Source organism: Vibrio sp. T3Y01, from assembly GCF_013114525.1.
GTDB lineage: Bacteria > Pseudomonadota > Gammaproteobacteria > Enterobacterales > Vibrionaceae > Vibrio > Vibrio chagasii_B.
On sequence record NZ_VTXJ01000011.1, the window covers coordinates 96106 to 113505 of the forward strand.

The following is a 17400-nucleotide window of genomic DNA, read 5'->3' on the forward strand; positions in this document are numbered from 1 at the left end:
CAAATACTCTGAATTAACGAGCGAGTAGTCCGTCAGCTATTGATTGGCTTTCGCTTGTTTATCTGCGACCCATCCCGCTGTTAACGCCTTACCCTTACGTAGTCTGCGTACCCACATTCTGCTTGGGTGAATGGCTTCCAGTACATCAGCAGGAAGAGGAAGTGGATCGCCACAAATTTGTGATGCTAAAACCTCTGCGAGTAGGGGAGCAGAGCTTAACCCGCGAGAGCCTAAACCGATAAAGCAGAATAGGTTAGGGAAGCTAGTGACGGTTTGAACATCGTCAACCGAGTCACGCTGTGGGTTAAAGTTATGCAGATTTTGGTACTGCTCTTTAATTGCTTCAAAGTTACCAACGTTACCGACAAACGGAAGATGATCGCGGCTTACACTACGGATACCTTGGCGCGCTAGGTTGCCACTGGTATCGACCTCTTTTGTCCACGCTTGATCTGGCAGTGAGCCATGAAGGCGCTCGCCATTGTGCTGTTGAACTTCAGCATCAAACTTTTGGTCGATGTTGGTTTTGTCGTAGTTCGCGCCAATACAATGGTGTCCATTGTTTGGGTTTTGTGGTGTTAGGTAGCCATCAAAGCACAACACGGTTTTGAGTTTGCTAAGATTTTCCGTGGTCGGAATGTGGCTCACTTGACCTTTAACTGGAGTCAGAGGTACAGGTTGAGTCTGCTCAAACTGAGTGAACTTGTGGCCGTTTGCAACCACCACTTGGTCATGTTTAGTTTGAATCTCACCTTGCGGTGTCTCAATAGTGAGTTGCCATTGTTGTTCAGCTTCGAGCCACTCTAGCTGAGTCACTTGATGTTGATAGTGTGTACTTACTTTATTGGTTTGTTCCAATTGACCAATAAGGCCTTGAGTAAGCTGAAGTGGGCTCAACCATCCACCCAGAGGAAAGTAGACGCTCTCTTTATCAACGGGTAAACCGATCTTTTCGTTTGCTTGCTCTGGCGATAAACGCTGAATCAAATCGGTGTGGAAATTACCTTCCAACATGCGATTGAGCTTCTTAGTCGAACCTTCATCCCACATCAAAATGTTCACACCGCACCAGTTATGATCAAACTCAATCGACTTTGCAGCTTGATTGATGAACTGGCGAGCAAACAACAATCCTGGGCCGAATATACGCGAAACGTTTGAGGTCGCCTCACTTAATAGCGGGTAAATTGCACCTTGGTTATTACCAGAGGCGTTACCAGCAGCTTGTGGATGTTCACAATAAAGGGTGATGTTCTTGCCGCGGCGGCTTAGCGTTTTGGCTAATGCAGCACTGGCAACACCACCACCGATGATCGCGATGTCTTGTGAGTCGCTGTGCTCTGATAAGCCATACCAAGGTTTGATATTGGTATGGGTATGTTTTTCGCCAAGTCGGCCTGCAATCATTTCGCGCTTAGTACCAAAGCCTTTGACCTTCTTCATCTCAAAGCCAGCTTCAATTAACCCACGACGCACGAAACCGGCCGCGGTAAAAGTCGCACAGCTACAATCTTGTTTGGCTAGCTTTGCCATGCCATTGAATAGGTTTTGGTTCCACATCTCTGGGTTTTTGCTTGGGGCGAATCCATCTAGGAACCATGCATCCACCAAACCTTTCTTTGGCGTAGGCACGCTTGGCATACAGTCTTTGATATCACCGAACCATAAATCCAATGTGATTGTGCCATCGCCCAATACAATGCGGTGACATTCAGGCAGAGCGATAGGGTAATGTTCTTGGAGTTGCGTCGCATACTCGGCTAATTCAGGCCACGCTTGGTGCGCTTTGATGAGATCCTCTTTGTTTAAAGGATATTTCTCAAAACTGATGAAATGTAACTCTTTGGTAATAGCTTGAGGGTTATCTTTAAAGAAAGCATCGAACCATTGCCAAACCGCAAGAAAGTTGAGGCCTGTACCAAAGCCAGTTTCAGCGATCACAAAACGGCGCTGATCATGTTCAAGCCAACGCTCTGGAAGGTGGTTTTGCTTTAAAAAAACGTAACGAGTCTCTTCCAAACCATTCACGTTGGAGAAGTAAACATCGTCAAATTGGTCTGAAACTGGCGTGCCAGACTCATTCCATTCCAGATCAGCATTAGTAATTGAAGTCATAAAATCTATCATTTTGTGATTTGAAGCGATATGTTGGTAGGGATTGTACGAATTTCTAGGAAAGCTGACCACTTTTGTTGGGCTTCTTAGTTATCATCTAGCTGAATTTAGAATTATAGGAATGTCACATGAAACGAGTCGTAATCACCGGTATGGGTATTGTTTCAAGTATCGGTAACAACGTCGAAGAAGTTTTAGCATCACTGAAAGAGGGTAAATCTGGTATTACCGCTTCAGAGCAGTTCAAGGAAAACGGCTTACGCTCTCAAGTTTGGGGTAACCTTAAAATGAACCCTGCTGACCATATTGATCGCAAAAAGATGCGCTTTATGGGTGATGCAGCGGCATTCGCTTATCTTTCAATGGAGCAAGCAATTGCAGACGCTGGCCTAACAGAAGAGCAAGTATCTAATGACCGCACCGGTATCGTTGCGGGTTCTGGTGGTGCTTCTTCTCTTAACCAAGTAAACGCAGTAGACATCATCCGTGAGAAAGGCGTTAAGCGCGTTGGTCCATACATGGTTCCACGTACAATGGCTTCAACGGTTTCTGCTTGTCTAGCAACTCCTTTCAAAATCCGTGGTGTGAACTACTCTATGAGTTCTGCATGTGCAACATCGGCACACTGTATTGGTCACGCAATGGAGCTTATCCAACTAGGTAAGCAAGACGTAGTATTCGCTGGTGGCGGTGAAGAACTAGATTGGTCTCTGACTATGATGTTCGACGCAATGGGCGCACTTTCTACTAAGTACAACGATACTCCTGAGCTGGCTTCTCGTACTTACGATGCAGACCGTGATGGTTTCGTTATCTCTGGTGGCGGCGGCATGCTAGTAATCGAAGAGCTTGAGCACGCAGTTGCTCGTGGCGCGAAAATCTATGGTGAGATCGTAGGCTACGGCGCAACTTCAGATGGCTACGACATGGTTGCTCCTTCTGGTGAAGGCGCGGTTCGTTGTATGAAGATGGCAATGCAAAACGTTGATGGCGTTGACTACGTGAACACTCACGGTACTTCAACTCCAGTTGGTGACGTGAAAGAGCTAGGTGCTATCCAAGAAGTATTTGGTGGCAACAGCCCAGCAATCTCAGCAACTAAAGCGATGACAGGTCACGCTCTAGGTGCAGCTGGCGTACACGAAGCGATTTACTCAACGCTAATGCTAGACAACGGCTTCATCGCTCCAAGCATTAACGTTTCTAACCTAGACGAAGCAGCTGCTGGTCTAGACATCGTAACTGAAGCTCGTGAGCAAGAGCTAACAACAGTTATGTCTAACAGCTTTGGTTTCGGCGGTACAAACGCAACGCTAGTAATCAAAAAATACCAAGCTTAATTAGGCTTGAGTTAGATAGATAAAGGTTAATTATTAACGGGTGACGCGAGTGCCGTTTCAACACGCACAGGTAACCCATTAACCATGACCCACAGAACAAAGCTTTCTAAACATAGGTTTAGAAACGGAAAGGTTTCCAGAGCTTGATCAGTAGTGGCTTTGGTCAGTACTGGTCGAACAGACGCAGACTCTGTCTCCTGGAGAGCGAGATAGGATCCTTTTGTTCTGGATGTTTGCCCGATTGTTAATTCAATCGGGCATTTTTCGTTTTAGGCTTGAGTAGTAAAAGCTGCGTAGGGCAATCAATCCTTATCTCAACAAGCCTTTATTCATAATGTATTCCATTTGCTACTCGACACCGTGTGTGGAATTTTGCACAATCATTTCAATTCACATTTAGGTCGATAGACCCCAACAAAAGTACTCGCCAAATGAAAATCTTAATCGACGAAAACATGCCTTATGCAGAAGCGCTTTTTAGCCAGCTAGGTGAAGTGACAATGAAGTCTGGTCGCACATTAACTGCGGACGATCTGGTTGACGTAGACGCATTGATGATTCGCTCTGTCACCAAGGTGAACGAAGAATTAATCAGCAAAGCCAATAAACTGAAGTTTGTCGGTACCGCGACGGCAGGTATGGATCACGTCGACCAAGAATTGATGAAAGAGCGTGGCATTTTCTTTACCGCAGCACCGGGCTGTAACAAGGTAGGTGTGGCTGAATACGCGTTCAGTGCGATGATGGTTCTTGCGCAGCAACAAGGCTTCTCTGTATTTGATAAAACAGTCGGTATTATTGGTTGTGGTCAAGTGGGCAGCTACTTAGCAAAATGCCTTGAAGGTATTGGTATTAAAGTTCTACTGAACGACCCTCTAAAACAGCAAGAGGGTGACACTCGTGAGTTTACAGAACTAGACACGCTGCTTAAGCAATCTGACGTTATCACGCTGCATACGCCAATCACTAAAACGGGTGAATTCCCAACGTATCACTTAATCAATGAGCAAGTGCTAAATAACTTGCGTGCGGATCAAATCCTGATAAATGCGGCTCGCGGCCCTGTCGTGGATAACCAAGCGCTAAAAGCTCGTCTGCAAAAAGCTGATGGCTTCACGGCCGTCCTTGATGTATTTGAGTTTGAACCTGAAGTCGACATGGAGCTGCTTCCTTTACTCGCTTTTGCAACACCTCACGTAGCGGGCTACGGTCTAGAGGGCAAAGCACGCGGTACGACGATGATCTTTAACAGCTATTGTGAGTTCTTAGGCAGTGAACAACGCGCTTACGCGAGCGATCTATTGCCGACAGCGCCTGTGCCTCAAATGAAATTAGATAGAGCTTGGGACGAAGCAACACTGCACAATTTGACTCAGTTGATCTATGATGTGCGCAAAGACGATGCCTTATTCCGTCGCAATATCGCTACGCCAGGTTCTTTTGACAAGATGCGTAAAGAATATTGGGACCGCAGAGAGTACAGTGCAGTCGAGTTAACAGGTGATGATTCTTGTAATCTAGCACCGTTAGCTAAACTCGGTTTTATGGTAAAGCCAACTTTATAAAAGAGAGAAACAATGAGCCAAGAATTTAATATTGCTATTTTAGGTGCGACTGGTGCGGTTGGTGAAACCATTCTTGAAGTACTTAAAGAGCGTAAATTCCCTATCGGTGAACTGCACTTACTAGCAAGTGAACGTAGTGAAGGTAAAACTTACCGCTTTAATGGTAAGACGATACAAGTGCAGAACGTTGCAGACTTCGATTGGTCTCAAGTTCATATCGCATTTTTCTCTGCTGGTGGCGACCTTTCTGAACAATGGGCTCCAGTTGCTGCGGATGAAGGTGTGGTCGTTATCGATAACACATCTAAGTTCCGCTACGAATACGATGTTCCACTGGTTGTGCCTGAAGTGAACCCAGAAGCAATTGCTGAGTTCCGCAACCGCAATATCATTGCGAACCCAAACTGTTCAACGATTCAAATGCTGGTTGCGCTTAAGCCAATTCACGATGAAGTCGGCCTAGAACGTATCAACGTATCTACTTACCAATCGGTTTCTGGTGCAGGTAAAACGGGTATCGATGAGCTTGCTGGTCAAACCGCTAAGCTTCTTAACGGCATGCCAGCTGAAAACTCAGCATTCCCACAGCAGATCGCGTTCAACTGTATCCCTCAGATTGATGAGTTTACGGAAAACGGCTACACGCGTGAAGAAATGAAGATGGTTTGGGAAACACAAAAGATCTTTAACGACTCTTCAATCACGGTGAATCCAACGTGTGTTCGTGTACCTGTGTTCTACGGTCACGCAGAATCTCTACACGTAGAAACTCGCTCACCAATCGGTGCAGACCAAGTGGTTCAACTACTAGAAAACACAGAAGGTGTTGAAGTTTTCCATGGTATGGAATTCCCAACACAAGTACGTGACGCTGGCGGTAAAGACCATGTAATGGTGGGTCGTATTCGTAACGACATCAGCCATCACAGCGGCATCAACATGTGGGTTGTTGCGGATAACGTTCGTAAGGGCGCTGCAACAAACGCAGTACAAATCGCTGAAGTTCTGATTCGCGATTACTTCTAAGCCTCACCGCTTTGATAAACAAGCCTCACTCTTTAGTGGGGCTTTTTTAATCGATTAAAAATATTGTTAGTCAAATTGTGTGAAATTGCTGCGAATATTGTCGCTGCAACACATTTTTTGTTTTCATCTCTATAGTTTTACGTCATTTATCCGATATATTTAATAGATCATCACTTTATCCGAATTTAAGCACCTAGCTGAGCCTTTTATGTTTCAAATTTTCAAGCAGTGGTTAATACCTTTTGCCGTTATCATTGCGACTCAGATTTCCGTTGTTCGTGCAGATTCCATTCGAGTTGTAGGGCCTAATGGTCAGATACAATCAGCGCCTACGTTTTCAGAACCTCTTCAAAGAGCTCAATCGAATAGCGCAGAGCCTTCTCGTTTCTATGGCCCGACTCGTGGCAATGAAACGCTATGGTCTATCGCGTCAAGATTGCGTCCAGATAACTCTGTCTCCGTCCAACAAACCTTGTTGGCAATTTACCGACTGAACCCACAAGCGTTTGAAAACCAGAATATCCATAGCTTGCTGCCAGCTAGTCATTTACGTGTCCCTTCTTTAGAGCAAGCTCGTGCAAGCTCTACGCAGCAAGCCATCAACATCATGAACTCGCACTTGGCCAAGCTGGATGATCCGGCCGCTAAGCCTGCAGTCAAACCAAAAGCAGCTCAAACCTCCAATCAATCGAATGCAGGTTCGAAAAGTTCGGTTGCTACTAAACCAGCCCCTGCTGCTGAAACAGTACAAAAATCAGTGGCTGCTACTTCTCCTGTTAAAGACATGAACAAACTCGAGAAGCAGTTAGAGTTATCTGAAACAGAGCTGTTGTCACTGGAAGAGAAGAATCACCAACTTAGATTAATGCTATCGGATGTGCAGTCCGAGGTGGATGTTCTTAAGACAGAACTAAGTGACGAAGACCGTATTCGCAGTGAAGTTGAAAAGTTACTTGCTGAAGAGCGTAGAAAGAACGCTGAAATCGAAAAAATGGCGCCAAGTGCGATTGACCAGTTGCTGTCTAATGGTTGGCTAGTGGCTGCACTTGCGATCATTCCAGGCCTTTTACTTGGTCTTATCATTGTGATCTTGCTAGGGCGCCGTTCTAAAAATGAAGAGCAGCAACAACCAACGCAAGACCAGCCTATTCAGCCAGAGCCAAGCAGCGCTGCTCCAATGATGTTGGGCGATGAGATCGATGACCTAGACAATGAGTTGTCTCTCGATGATGAGCTGTTTGGTACGGAAGATGACGCAAATAAGCTGTTTGATGATCAAGCACTGGCTGATGAAGACGATGTGTTTGCGGGTCTAGATGAGTCAGACCTTGATTTCAACCTTGATGGTGAAGACGATGACCCGTTTGCCAGCATTGGTGAGAACGGCGATTTAGACACTAACTTCGATGATCTAGATTTAGACAGCAGCAACGGCATCAGTGTTAATGGTGAAGAGAAAGCGCTTGGCCTAGAAGAGATGGAACGTGCGCTTGATAAGACGGCAGAAAGTGCACTTGATTCTGATGATGGTGACTTTGACCTGTCGGACGACAACTCAATGTCTGCTGATGACATTGAAGCTCTGCTATCTCAAGAGTCTCATACAGAAGACCTAGGCTCCAACGAACTGGACCAATCGATGCTTGATGATCTGTTCGCGTTGGATGACGAAGACGACGACAGCTTCGACATTGACGCACTGATCTCAGAAGAGCAAAGTGATTCGACGCCGAGTACAGAGACGTCTGCAAGCGATGATTTTGATATCGATACACTTATTTCTGAGCAACAAACCTCTCAACCAGAGCCAACAAGTGTTGAAGATGATATTGATGACATCTTTGCGCAAGTGGCTGCCCAGAATGAACAGAACGATCCTTTCAACCTAGATAGCGACGATGACAGTGCCAAAGATCTAAACAGCGGTTTGGCGTCTGACGACGATATCGAAAACATCTTAGCTCAGTTTGACCAGCCAGTAGAAAGCGAAGAGGAGCAGGAGAGTGTTGACCTGCTTGACGAGCAATTAGCTGGTGATGATGTTGATTTAAGTAACTCGACAGACTTACTTGATGAGATGTTAGAGAGCGACTCTGATGAAGATTCTGAAGGGGAACCTCTAGGTTTTGATGCTCTGTCTGAGTTGGAAGAACTGTCAGGCTTATCGACCGACGATGAACTTAACATTTCTGAAGACAGCACTGACATGTTGGATGAGTTGCTAAGTGATTCTGATGATGACTTCGAACTCGATGCAGAGAGCACTGACCTACTTGATGATTTCCTTGACGATGACGTTGATGATGCCAAGTTCACACTTGAAAGTGATGAAACCTTGGACGAATTGTTGGGTAGTGAGCTATCTGACGATGAGAATGGTGAACAAGCGACAGAGTCTCTTGACCCGTTCGACGAGCTACTGACGAGCGGTATTGAAGATGAGATTGAACCCGAAGTTCAAGCCTTTGATAAAGAGCTAGAAGCTGCATTTGATTTTGACAAGCAGAGTGATGAAGTCAGTAGCCTTGCTGACGCTGATGTTGAATCATTACTTGCAGAGCCTTCTACTGCCCCAGAGTTTTTGGAATCTCCAGAAGCAGAGTTGGAGCAACCGGCAAGTACTGAACAAGCCCCGAGTTTGGAAGACATCGAACTTAACGATGAGCTAGCAAGTACAGAAGCGATAGAAAATAGCACAGAGCCTGAGCTTAAGGATGAAGCTGCCGCATTTAATCGTGATGACTTTATTGATGATATGTTTGGTGTCGCGCCTGCAACGGATGCTTTGTTGGATGACGCATTGGAAACCACCGATGAAGCGCTTATCGATGAGCTAATGACGCCAGAACTTGACCAAGTGGTTGAAGAAGCTTCTGAACAACAAGCTCAATCTGACGTGATTGAACCCGCGGTCGGAGATACAAAACCAGAGGTCGAAAGCGATGAGTTAGATATCGACTCGTTACTCTCTGAAAATACCAGTGTTGATGAATTTGAGCAGGAACATCCTGAGCTAGAGCCTTCACCGGAACTGGGTAGCTCAGAAGAAATCGCAACCAGCTTTGAGAGTGAAGCTACGTCTCCTGCGTCATTGGGTGACATTTCTGACGATGATGAAGATACAGTTGAAGACTGGCTAGCTGAAGCGATCAACGATGTAGAATCACCATCGAACATTGACTCTGATTTTGATTTTGAACCTAAGATTCAAGGTAGCGAAGAGTTTGATAATGTTGTTGAATCCTTGCCAGAGCCAGAGCCAGAGCCAGAGCCAGAGCCAGAGCCAGAGCCAGAGCCAGAGCCAGAGCCAGAGCCAGAGCCAGAGCCAGAGCCAGTTCGTGCTGCGAATATGCCAGAGATCATTCCAAATGAATTCGGTGTACCACAAGACGACGATTGGCTGATTGACGAAGACACCTTTGAAGCAGTGGCTGAAACTGCTGAAGAACCAACGCCAGAGTCTCAACCTGAAACGGCCCTGCAGCCAGAGCCAGTAGAGCAACAGAGCGAAGATGAATTCTCGTTTGATGACTTCGAGCTTCCAGAGTTTGGTGAAGAAGATGCACTAGCTGAAGCCGAGACAGAGGCTATCGTTGAAGCGCAAGCTGAGCCACAACCTGAAGCAGCAACACAGCCAGAAGCCGCGGAGCAACAGAGCGAAGACGAGTTCTCGTTTGATGATTTTGAGCTTCCAGAATTTAATGAAGAAGACGCGTTGGCGGAAGCTGAGGCTGAAACTACCACTGAACTGCAAGCTGAGCCTCAACCTGAAGTAGCCTCACAGCCAGAAGTTGTAGAACAACAGAGCGAAGACGAGTTCTCGTTTGATGATTTCGAGCTTCCAGAATTTAATGAAGAAGACGCGTTGGCGGAAGCTGGGGCAGAAGTTAGTACAGAAGTACAAGCTGAGCCGCAACCTGAAACAGCACCACAACCAGAAGCTACAGAGCAACCAAGTGAAGACGAATTCTCGTTTGATGACTTTGAGCTACCAGAATTTAATGAAGAAGACGCGTTGGCGGAAGCTGGGGCAGAAGTTAGTACAGAAGTACAAGCTGAGCCTCAACCTGAAACAGCACCACAACCAGAAGCTACAGAGCAACCAAGTGAAGACGAATTCTCGTTTGACGACTTTGAGCTACCAGAGTTTGGTGAGGAAGACGCACTTGCAGAGGCTGTTAGTGAACCTGATGAAGCTCAGTTAGAGCAGGATTTATCGGATGGCAGTGAGAAGTTTGAGTTCGATGATCTTGACCTTCCAGAATACGATGAAGAAAGCGCTAAAGCGGACTCTGTTTTAGACGATATTGAGCAGAGCAGTGCTGAGCCTGTGGCAGAAGAGCAAGGGGTACAGTTTGACGAGTTCGATTTGCCTGAATACGGTGAAGATGAAGCGATCTCTGATGCGTTTGCAGAAAAGCCTACGCCATTAACTGCCTTTAGTCCGCAGGGAGAAGAGCAAGACGCACTGCATGACCTGTTCTCGAACCCACAAAGTTTTGCTGGTGCGGATGATTTCTCGGGTGTCAATGAAGCAGATTTAGCTGGATTCCCAGAAGCGAACGAATCAACAAGCGCACCTTTAGCACCTAGCACTGAGGTGAATGAAGTTGAAGACGAGCCGTTAGAAGGCTTCGATAACTTTGATGAAACTAATTTGGCTGAATTGCTTTCAGAAGATGTTCAAGACACAGTCGACAACATGTTCGAGAAGCCATTAGATGCGACATCGATTGATAGCGCTGGGTTAGATATTGATGCAATGCTTGAAGTGGGCGGTGAAGATTGGAAAGGTTTTAATCTTGCACCAGAACAGCAATCGAGCATGCAAGATGGTGTGCCGGATGATCAACAAGAGATCTGGGCGTCTGCAGAACAGCAAGCTGAACCTAAGATCAAAGAAGAGAACTGGGCGCAGCAAGATAACCTGACCGAATCATCGAATAGTCGTGATAAGCAATACATGACCATCGATGAGTTGATGGCTCAAGTTGAGCAAGAAGGTGAAGATGCTATTAACCCAGACGAAGAAGAGCTGAAGCTGGATGTTGGTCTTAACGAATTCCCTGATGTGATTGGCGATATAGGAAACTATGATGTTGATAGTAACGCTGAAGCCGCTGGTAAGCTTGATCTCGCTAAAATCTACATTGAGATGAGTGACTCTCAAGGCGCGATTAAGCTTCTAGAAGAAGCGATAGTCGACGGAAGCGACGATATTCGCCGCGAAGCTAAGAATCTTATCGATACGTTAAACGGCCGATAACCTGGACGAGATATAAAGGGTAGCATTGGCTACCCTTTATTTTTGGTGGGTCGTGCTTTTAATATTATAGATTTAGTCCCATCCTATTTGGGATAGCACTCATTTCCGTATATACTTCTCGCCCATTTTCAAAGAGAACAAGAACATGAAAATTGCTTTAGGTATTGAATATAACGGTACCCACTACTTTGGTTGGCAACGCCAACGAGACGTGAAAAGTGTCCAAGAAGAATTGGAAAAGGCTCTTTCGGTTGTCGCAAATCACCCAGTAGAAGTTCAATGCGCAGGACGAACGGATGCCGGTGTTCACGGTACGGGACAAGTCGTTCACTTTGAAACCAATGTCGACCGCAAAATGGTGGCATGGACAATGGGTGCAAACGCCAACATGCCTAAAGACATCGCTGTTCGTTGGGCAACAGAAGTGAATGAAGATTTCCATGCTCGCTTCTCTGCAACGGCACGTCGTTACCGCTATATCATTTTCAATCATGCACTGCGCCCTGGAATCTTAAATTCAGGCGTGAGCCATTATCATGGTCACCTTGACGAGAAAAAGATGCATGAGGCAGGTCAGTACCTGCTGGGTGAAAATGATTTTACGTCGTTTAGAGCTACGCACTGCCAGTCTCATAGCCCGTGGCGAAATATGATTCACTTGAACGTGACTCGTCATGGCCACTACATCGTGATTGATATTAAGGCGAATGCGTTTGTGCACCATATGGTGAGAAACATTACGGGTAGCCTAATTGCCGTTGGTAAAGGTGAGCAGAAGCCAGAGTGGATCAAGTGGTTACTTGAAGCGAAAGACCGTAAGTTGGCTGGAGCGACTGCTAAAGCTGAAGGTCTCTATTTAGTAGATGTGGATTATCCAGAAGAATTCGGTCTTCCAAGAGAGCCAATTGGTCCTCTGTTTCTTCCAGATAATTTGAACTAAATGTGGGACTTAGGTTCAAAAAATATTGCGAAATCGTGCGTAAAATAGCTCAAGAAAATAGGTACAACCAGTTTTTTATCTACACTTGCTGTTTTATGTGCTTTAATCTCCTCGCATAATTCCCAAATTTATTTCTTTCGCAATCAAGCGGAAGAATCGAAACAAAAGGTCTTCCATGAGTTGGCTTGAAAAGATTTTAGAAAAAAGCAACATCGTAACATCTCGTAAAGCGTCTATCCCTGAGGGTGTTTGGACTAAATGTACTTCTTGTGAGCAGGTGCTTTACCATGCTGAGCTAGAGCGTAACCTAGAAGTATGTCCAAAATGTGACCATCACATGCGCATGAAAGCACGTCGCCGCCTAGAAACATTCCTAGACAAAGGTGAGCGTGTTGAACTTGGTACTGATCTTGAGCCGCAAGACAAACTGAAGTTCAAAGACTCTAAGCGTTATAAAGAGCGTATCTCTGCTGCTCAAAAGAACAGTGGTGAAACTGACGCACTTGTAGCAATGAAAGGTGAACTACTAGGTCTACCAATCGTAGCGTGTGCGTTTGAATTCTCATTCATGGGCGGTTCAATGGGCTCTGTAGTAGGTGCTCGTTTTGTTCGTGCTGTAGATGCTGCTATTGAAAACAACTGTGGTTTAGTTTGTTTCTCTGCAAGTGGTGGTGCGCGTATGCAAGAGGCACTAATGTCTCTAATGCAAATGGCAAAAACCAGTGCTGCACTTGAGCGTCTATCTGCGAAAGGCCTGCCGTTTATTTCAGTAATGACTGACCCAACAATGGGCGGTGTTTCAGCAAGTTTGGCAATGCTTGGCGATATCAATATCGGTGAGCCAAAAGCACTGATCGGTTTTGCTGGTCGTCGTGTAATCGAGCAAACAGTACGTGAAGACCTACCTGAAGGTTTCCAACGTAGTGAGTTCCTACTAGACCACGGTGCTATCGATATGATCGTTGACCGTCGTGAAATGCGTCAGCGCGTAGCTAGCCTAGTTGCAAAAATGACCAATCAGCCTTCACCATTAGTAGTTTCTGTGAACGATTCACCGAATGAAGCTGCTTATGAAGTACCAGAAGCGCCAGAAAAAGGGTAAAGTACCTTCTAACAAACCAACTTTATTATGGTTATGAGTTAGATGAGTCAACAACCTATTCCTCAAGCCACATCCTCTTTGGAGATGTGGCTTGATTATTTATCAAACATCCACACCAGTGCTATTGATCTTGGACTAGACCGAGTTCAGGCCGTCGCCTCTAAGGCAAATCTTACCAAACCTGCTAAACACGTCATTACCGTTGCCGGAACCAACGGCAAAGGCTCAACGTGCGCACTGATGGAAGCCATTCTATTAGATGCGGGATACTCTGTTGGTGTCTACAGCTCTCCTCACTTAATTCGCTACAACGAACGCGTTCGTATCAATGGTCAAGATCTATCTGATGAAAAGATGGTTCAGTCTTTTGACTTTATTGAGAAAGAACGTGGTGAAATCAGCCTGAGCTTCTTCGAATACGGTACTTTGGCTGCGTTGCGCGCTTTTCAAACGGAAGCGGTCGACGTTGTATTGTTAGAAGTTGGCCTCGGCGGGCGCTTAGACGCTACTAATATCGTTGATCACGATGTGTCTGTCATTACGAGCTTGGCGGTTGACCATGTTGATTGGCTTGGCGATGACATCAATGTGATTGGTTTTGAGAAGGCGGGAATCTATCGTAGCGGTAAGCCGGCTATCTGTGGTCAACCTAAGCCTCCAGCGACGGTTGCTGCGCACGCCGATGATATCAAAGCCGAGTTTTATCAGGTCGGTATTCAATATACCTATGCCGTTGATGGCGATACTTGGAACTGGCATAGCGGTGCATTCCAACTGGAGTCGCTTCCTATCCCAACATTGCCACTCCCGAACGCGGCAACGGCATTGATGGCACTGGGCACATCAGAGTTAGATATTAGCGATGTGAACGTGGTTAATGGTTTGAAGAACGCTCAGCTTCCTGGGCGCATGCAACAAATTAGTGACCAGCCTGTGATTGTGCTCGATGTGGCTCATAACCCACATTCAGCAGAATACTTTGCACAGCAAGTTACTCAAAAATATGCGGGCAAGAACTTGCACGTTGTAGTCGCTATGCTTCATGACAAAGACATTCCAGCAACATTAGAAGTGTTAGCACCAATTGCAACACACTGGTACCCAGCTTCTCTACAAGGGCCACGTGCAGCAACGGCAGCTGAACTTTGTCAGAGCCTTCCTCAAGGTGTTGAGCAGCATACAAACCCGGTTGCGGCGTTTGAGGCGGCGTTAGCATCAGCGAAAGGTGAAGACGATGTCGTGTTGGTGGTCGGTTCTTTCCATACAGTAGGGGAAGTGCTGGAGCATTGGCAGAAAAAAGGAAACTAGATGGCAAGTAAATTTCAGAGCCGCTTAGTCGGCACCATCATTTTAGTGGCCATTGGCGTGATTGTATTGCCAGATGTGCTTGATGGTAAAAAGCTTCACTACAAAGAAGAGTTTGCGAGCATTCCTATTAAGCCTGAACTTGATAGCAATGTGGAAGTGTTTGAGGTGCTTGACCCAGTTGAAGATCAGATTGCACTGCCGGATTCTCCAGTAGAGCGAGTGGTCGAAAGCGGTGGGTCATCAGAAACCCAAACGGCATCGGCTTCTGAAAAAGAAGCGGATAAAGTGGCGGTTGTGGTTAAGCCAGTACCTGAAAAAAATGAGTACCAAGACAGCGCTTGGATCATTCAACTGATGGCTTTGAAGAATGCTGACAACGCGAAAAGCGTGGTTAAGGATTTGCAAAAGCGTGGTTATCAGGCTCACACCAAGCAAGAAAAAACTTTTACGCGAGTAATTATTGGCCCAGATGTATCTAAATCCAAACTTGAGCGACAAATTAAGGAATTAGAAAAAATTACGGGTTCAAAAGGCCAATTGCTCAAATTTAAACCGTTAAATCCATAAGAAAACGTTTGCGTCAGCATTTTTTCTGTTAAAATGCGCGCCAACTTAAGATGAAGAATTCATGAATTGGTTAGATTTTGTCATTTTAGGCGTGATCGGCTTCTCTGCCGTGATCAGTTTAGTTCGTGGTTTCGCTAAAGAAGCGTTGTCACTCGTTATTTGGTTTGGAGCATTTTTTATTGCTAGCCAGTACTACGCAAAATTAGCGGTGTACTTCACCAATATCGAAGATGAGATGTTTCGAAACGGAACTGCGATAGCAGCATTGTTTGTTGCAACGTTAGTTGTCGGTGCTTTAGTTAACTATGTTATCGGGCAGCTAGTTCAGAAAACAGGCCTGTCAGGTACAGACAGAATCCTCGGTGTCGTCTTTGGTGGCTTACGTGGTGTTTTGATTGTTTCTGCAGTGTTGTTTTTCATGGATGCGTTTACTGCATTCCCAAGTTCTGAGTGGTGGAAGAATTCGCAGTTGGTTCCGGAATTTAGTCGAATCATTGCGCCGTTCTTCGAGCATTTACAAGCAACATCTAGTTTCTTATCTGGCGCGCTATAGCGCCAGTTAATGTCGAAAAATCGAGGATTAGGACATGTGTGGTATTGTTGGAATCGTGGGTTCAACACCTGTAAACCAGTCTATTTATGACGCTTTAACGGTATTGCAGCATCGTGGCCAAGATGCCGCTGGTATTTGTACCATAGAAAGCAATCGTTTTCGTCTGCGTAAGGCGAACGGTTTAGTAAAAGATGTTTTTGAAGCAAAACACATGCAACGCCTCCAAGGTAACGTTGGCATTGGCCATGTTCGTTACCCGACTGCAGGTAGCTCAAGCGCGTCGGAAGCTCAGCCTTTCTACGTAAACTCGCCTTTTGGCATCACGTTGGCTCACAACGGCAACCTAACGAACGCGAACGAAGTTCGTGAAAAGTTGTTCGAAAAAGACCGTCGTCATGTGAATACAACTTCAGATTCAGAAGTACTTTTGAACGTGTTGGCTCATGAGATCGACACGGTTAAAGGTAACGTGACTTCTGATGATGTTTTCCGCGCAGTATCAAACGTACACCGCACAATTCGTGGCGCTTACGCAGTAACAGCTATGATCATCGGCCACGGTATGATCGCATTCCGCGACCCACACGGTATTCGTCCACTGTGTCTAGGTAAGCGTGAAGTCGAAGGTAAAACAGAGTACATGGTAGCGTCTGAGTCGGTAGCACTGGATGCTGTTGGTTTTGATTTCATGCGCGATGTGGCACCTGGCGAAGCTATCTATGCAACATTCGATGGCGAGCTTTTCACTAAGCAATGCGCAGACAACCCACAACTAAACCCATGTATCTTTGAGTTTGTATACTTTGCACGCCCTGATTCATTTATCGATAAAATCTCTGTGTACAGCGCACGTGTTGAGATGGGTGAATTACTCGGTAAGCGTATTAAAGAAGAGTATTCAGACCTAGACATTGATGTGGTTATCCCAATTCCAGAAACCTCTAACGACATTGCACTGCGTATCGCTCAAGCTATCGACAAGCCATACCGTCAAGGTTTCGTGAAAAACCGTTACGTTGGTCGTACGTTTATCATGCCTGGACAGCAGCAGCGTAAGAAGTCGGTTCGCCGCAAACTCAACGCAATTCGCTCTGAGTTTAAGGATAAGAACGTTCTATTGGTTGATGACTCTATTGTACGCGGTACCACTTCAGAGCAAATCATTGAGATGGCTCGTGACTCTGGCGCAAACAAAGTGTTCATGGTGTCAGCGGCGCCTGAGGTTCGCTTCCCTAACGTTTACGGTATCGATATGCCAAGCGCGACAGAGCTAATTGCTCATGGTCGTGACAATGAAACGATCTGTAAGCAGATTGGCGCAGACGCTCTGATCTTCCAAACGCTACCAGACTTGATTTCTGCGGTAGGCATGGGCAACCAAGACATCGCGCGTTTCGATACTTCTGTGTTTAATGGCGAGTATGTAACGGGTGATATCGACCAAGCGTACCTAGATTTCCTAGACTCTCTACGTAATGACGATTCTAAGATTCAGCGTGAGATCCAGCAAGATTTAGCGAATCTAGAGTTGCACAACGAAGGCGCTTAGTTTTCGTTAGTGGCAAGAATATAAAAAACCAGAGCATCGGCTCTGGTTTTTTTGTTTTTGAAGTAGGGG

11 protein-coding genes are annotated in these 17400 nt (G+C 45.8%); 10 read left to right on the forward strand and 1 reads right to left on the reverse strand.

Annotation, left to right across the window (positions count from 1 at the left end):
- Window positions 1-36: 36 nt before the first annotated feature.
- Window positions 37-2187: a bifunctional tRNA (5-methylaminomethyl-2-thiouridine)(34)-methyltransferase MnmD/FAD-dependent 5-carboxymethylaminomethyl-2-thiouridine(34) oxidoreductase MnmC gene (gene mnmC / locus F0232_RS13935; protein ID WP_105057446.1), complete on the reverse strand. Its 2151-nt coding sequence runs from the start codon at window positions 2185-2187 to the stop codon at window positions 37-39.
- Between the two features lie 56 nt (window positions 2188-2243).
- Between mnmC and fabB the strand changes: the two genes are divergently transcribed.
- The 10 genes from fabB to purF all read left to right on the forward strand — a co-directional run bounded on the left by fabB (window position 2244) and on the right by purF (window position 17331).
- A complete protein-coding gene (gene fabB, locus F0232_RS13940; RefSeq protein WP_004737973.1) occupies window positions 2244-3455 on the forward strand; it encodes a beta-ketoacyl-ACP synthase I in 1212 nt (403 codons plus the stop codon).
- A 431-nt stretch (window positions 3456-3886) separates the two neighbouring features.
- Window positions 3887-5020 carry a 4-phosphoerythronate dehydrogenase gene (locus F0232_RS13945; protein ID WP_105057445.1) on the forward strand — a complete coding sequence of 378 codons (1134 nt, stop codon included), beginning with the start codon at window positions 3887-3889 and terminating at the stop codon, window positions 5018-5020.
- Between the two features lie 12 nt (window positions 5021-5032).
- The gene (locus tag F0232_RS13950) at window positions 5033-6046 is read left to right on the forward strand and encodes an aspartate-semialdehyde dehydrogenase (RefSeq protein ID WP_061033729.1); all 1014 of its coding nucleotides are present in this window, start codon (window positions 5033-5035) and stop codon (window positions 6044-6046) included.
- A 208-nt stretch (window positions 6047-6254) separates the two neighbouring features.
- Window positions 6255-11312 carry a FimV/HubP family polar landmark protein gene (locus F0232_RS13955; protein ID WP_171750846.1) on the forward strand — a complete coding sequence of 1686 codons (5058 nt, stop codon included), beginning with the start codon at window positions 6255-6257 and terminating at the stop codon, window positions 11310-11312.
- Window positions 11313-11457: 145 nt separating this feature from the next.
- Entirely contained in the window at window positions 11458-12252 is a 795-nt protein-coding gene (gene truA, locus F0232_RS13960; protein ID WP_008220283.1) for a tRNA pseudouridine(38-40) synthase TruA, read from the forward strand.
- A 175-nt stretch (window positions 12253-12427) separates the two neighbouring features.
- On the forward strand, window positions 12428-13354 hold the full coding sequence (gene accD / locus F0232_RS13965; protein WP_004740637.1) for an acetyl-CoA carboxylase, carboxyltransferase subunit beta: 927 nt from the start codon (window positions 12428-12430) through the stop codon (window positions 13352-13354).
- Between the two features lie 42 nt (window positions 13355-13396).
- Window positions 13397-14662 (forward strand): bifunctional tetrahydrofolate synthase/dihydrofolate synthase, encoded by a 1266-nt coding sequence (gene folC, locus F0232_RS13970; protein WP_061033731.1) that lies wholly within the window; start codon window positions 13397-13399, stop codon window positions 14660-14662.
- The gene (locus tag F0232_RS13975; RefSeq protein ID WP_008220288.1) at window positions 14663-15229 is read left to right on the forward strand and encodes an SPOR domain-containing protein; all 567 of its coding nucleotides are present in this window, start codon (window positions 14663-14665) and stop codon (window positions 15227-15229) included. It begins immediately after the preceding gene.
- Window positions 15230-15290: 61 nt separating this feature from the next.
- Window positions 15291-15782, forward strand: a complete 492-nt coding sequence (locus tag F0232_RS13980) for a CvpA family protein (RefSeq protein ID WP_004740640.1) — start codon at window positions 15291-15293, stop codon at window positions 15780-15782.
- A 34-nt stretch (window positions 15783-15816) separates the two neighbouring features.
- Window positions 15817-17331: an amidophosphoribosyltransferase gene (purF, locus tag F0232_RS13985; RefSeq protein ID WP_008220291.1), complete on the forward strand. Its 1515-nt coding sequence runs from the start codon at window positions 15817-15819 to the stop codon at window positions 17329-17331.
- Window positions 17332-17400: the final 69 nt, after the last annotated feature.

Coding starts and splice junctions, on each gene's coding strand:
- purF (WP_008220291.1), top strand. CDS start 15,817: ATGTGTGGTATTGTTGGAATCGTGGGTTCAACACCTGTAAACCAGTCT.
- truA (WP_008220283.1), top strand. CDS start 11,458: ATGAAAATTGCTTTAGGTATTGAATATAACGGTACCCACTACTTTGGT.
- F0232_RS13975 (WP_008220288.1), top strand. CDS start 14,663: ATGGCAAGTAAATTTCAGAGCCGCTTAGTCGGCACCATCATTTTAGTG.
- F0232_RS13945 (WP_105057445.1), top strand. CDS start 3,887: ATGAAAATCTTAATCGACGAAAACATGCCTTATGCAGAAGCGCTTTTT.
- folC (WP_061033731.1), top strand. CDS start 13,397: ATGAGTCAACAACCTATTCCTCAAGCCACATCCTCTTTGGAGATGTGG.
- accD (WP_004740637.1), top strand. CDS start 12,428: ATGAGTTGGCTTGAAAAGATTTTAGAAAAAAGCAACATCGTAACATCT.
- F0232_RS13955 (WP_171750846.1), top strand. CDS start 6,255: ATGTTTCAAATTTTCAAGCAGTGGTTAATACCTTTTGCCGTTATCATT.
- F0232_RS13980 (WP_004740640.1), top strand. CDS start 15,291: ATGAATTGGTTAGATTTTGTCATTTTAGGCGTGATCGGCTTCTCTGCC.
- fabB (WP_004737973.1), top strand. CDS start 2,244: ATGAAACGAGTCGTAATCACCGGTATGGGTATTGTTTCAAGTATCGGT.
- F0232_RS13950 (WP_061033729.1), top strand. CDS start 5,033: ATGAGCCAAGAATTTAATATTGCTATTTTAGGTGCGACTGGTGCGGTT.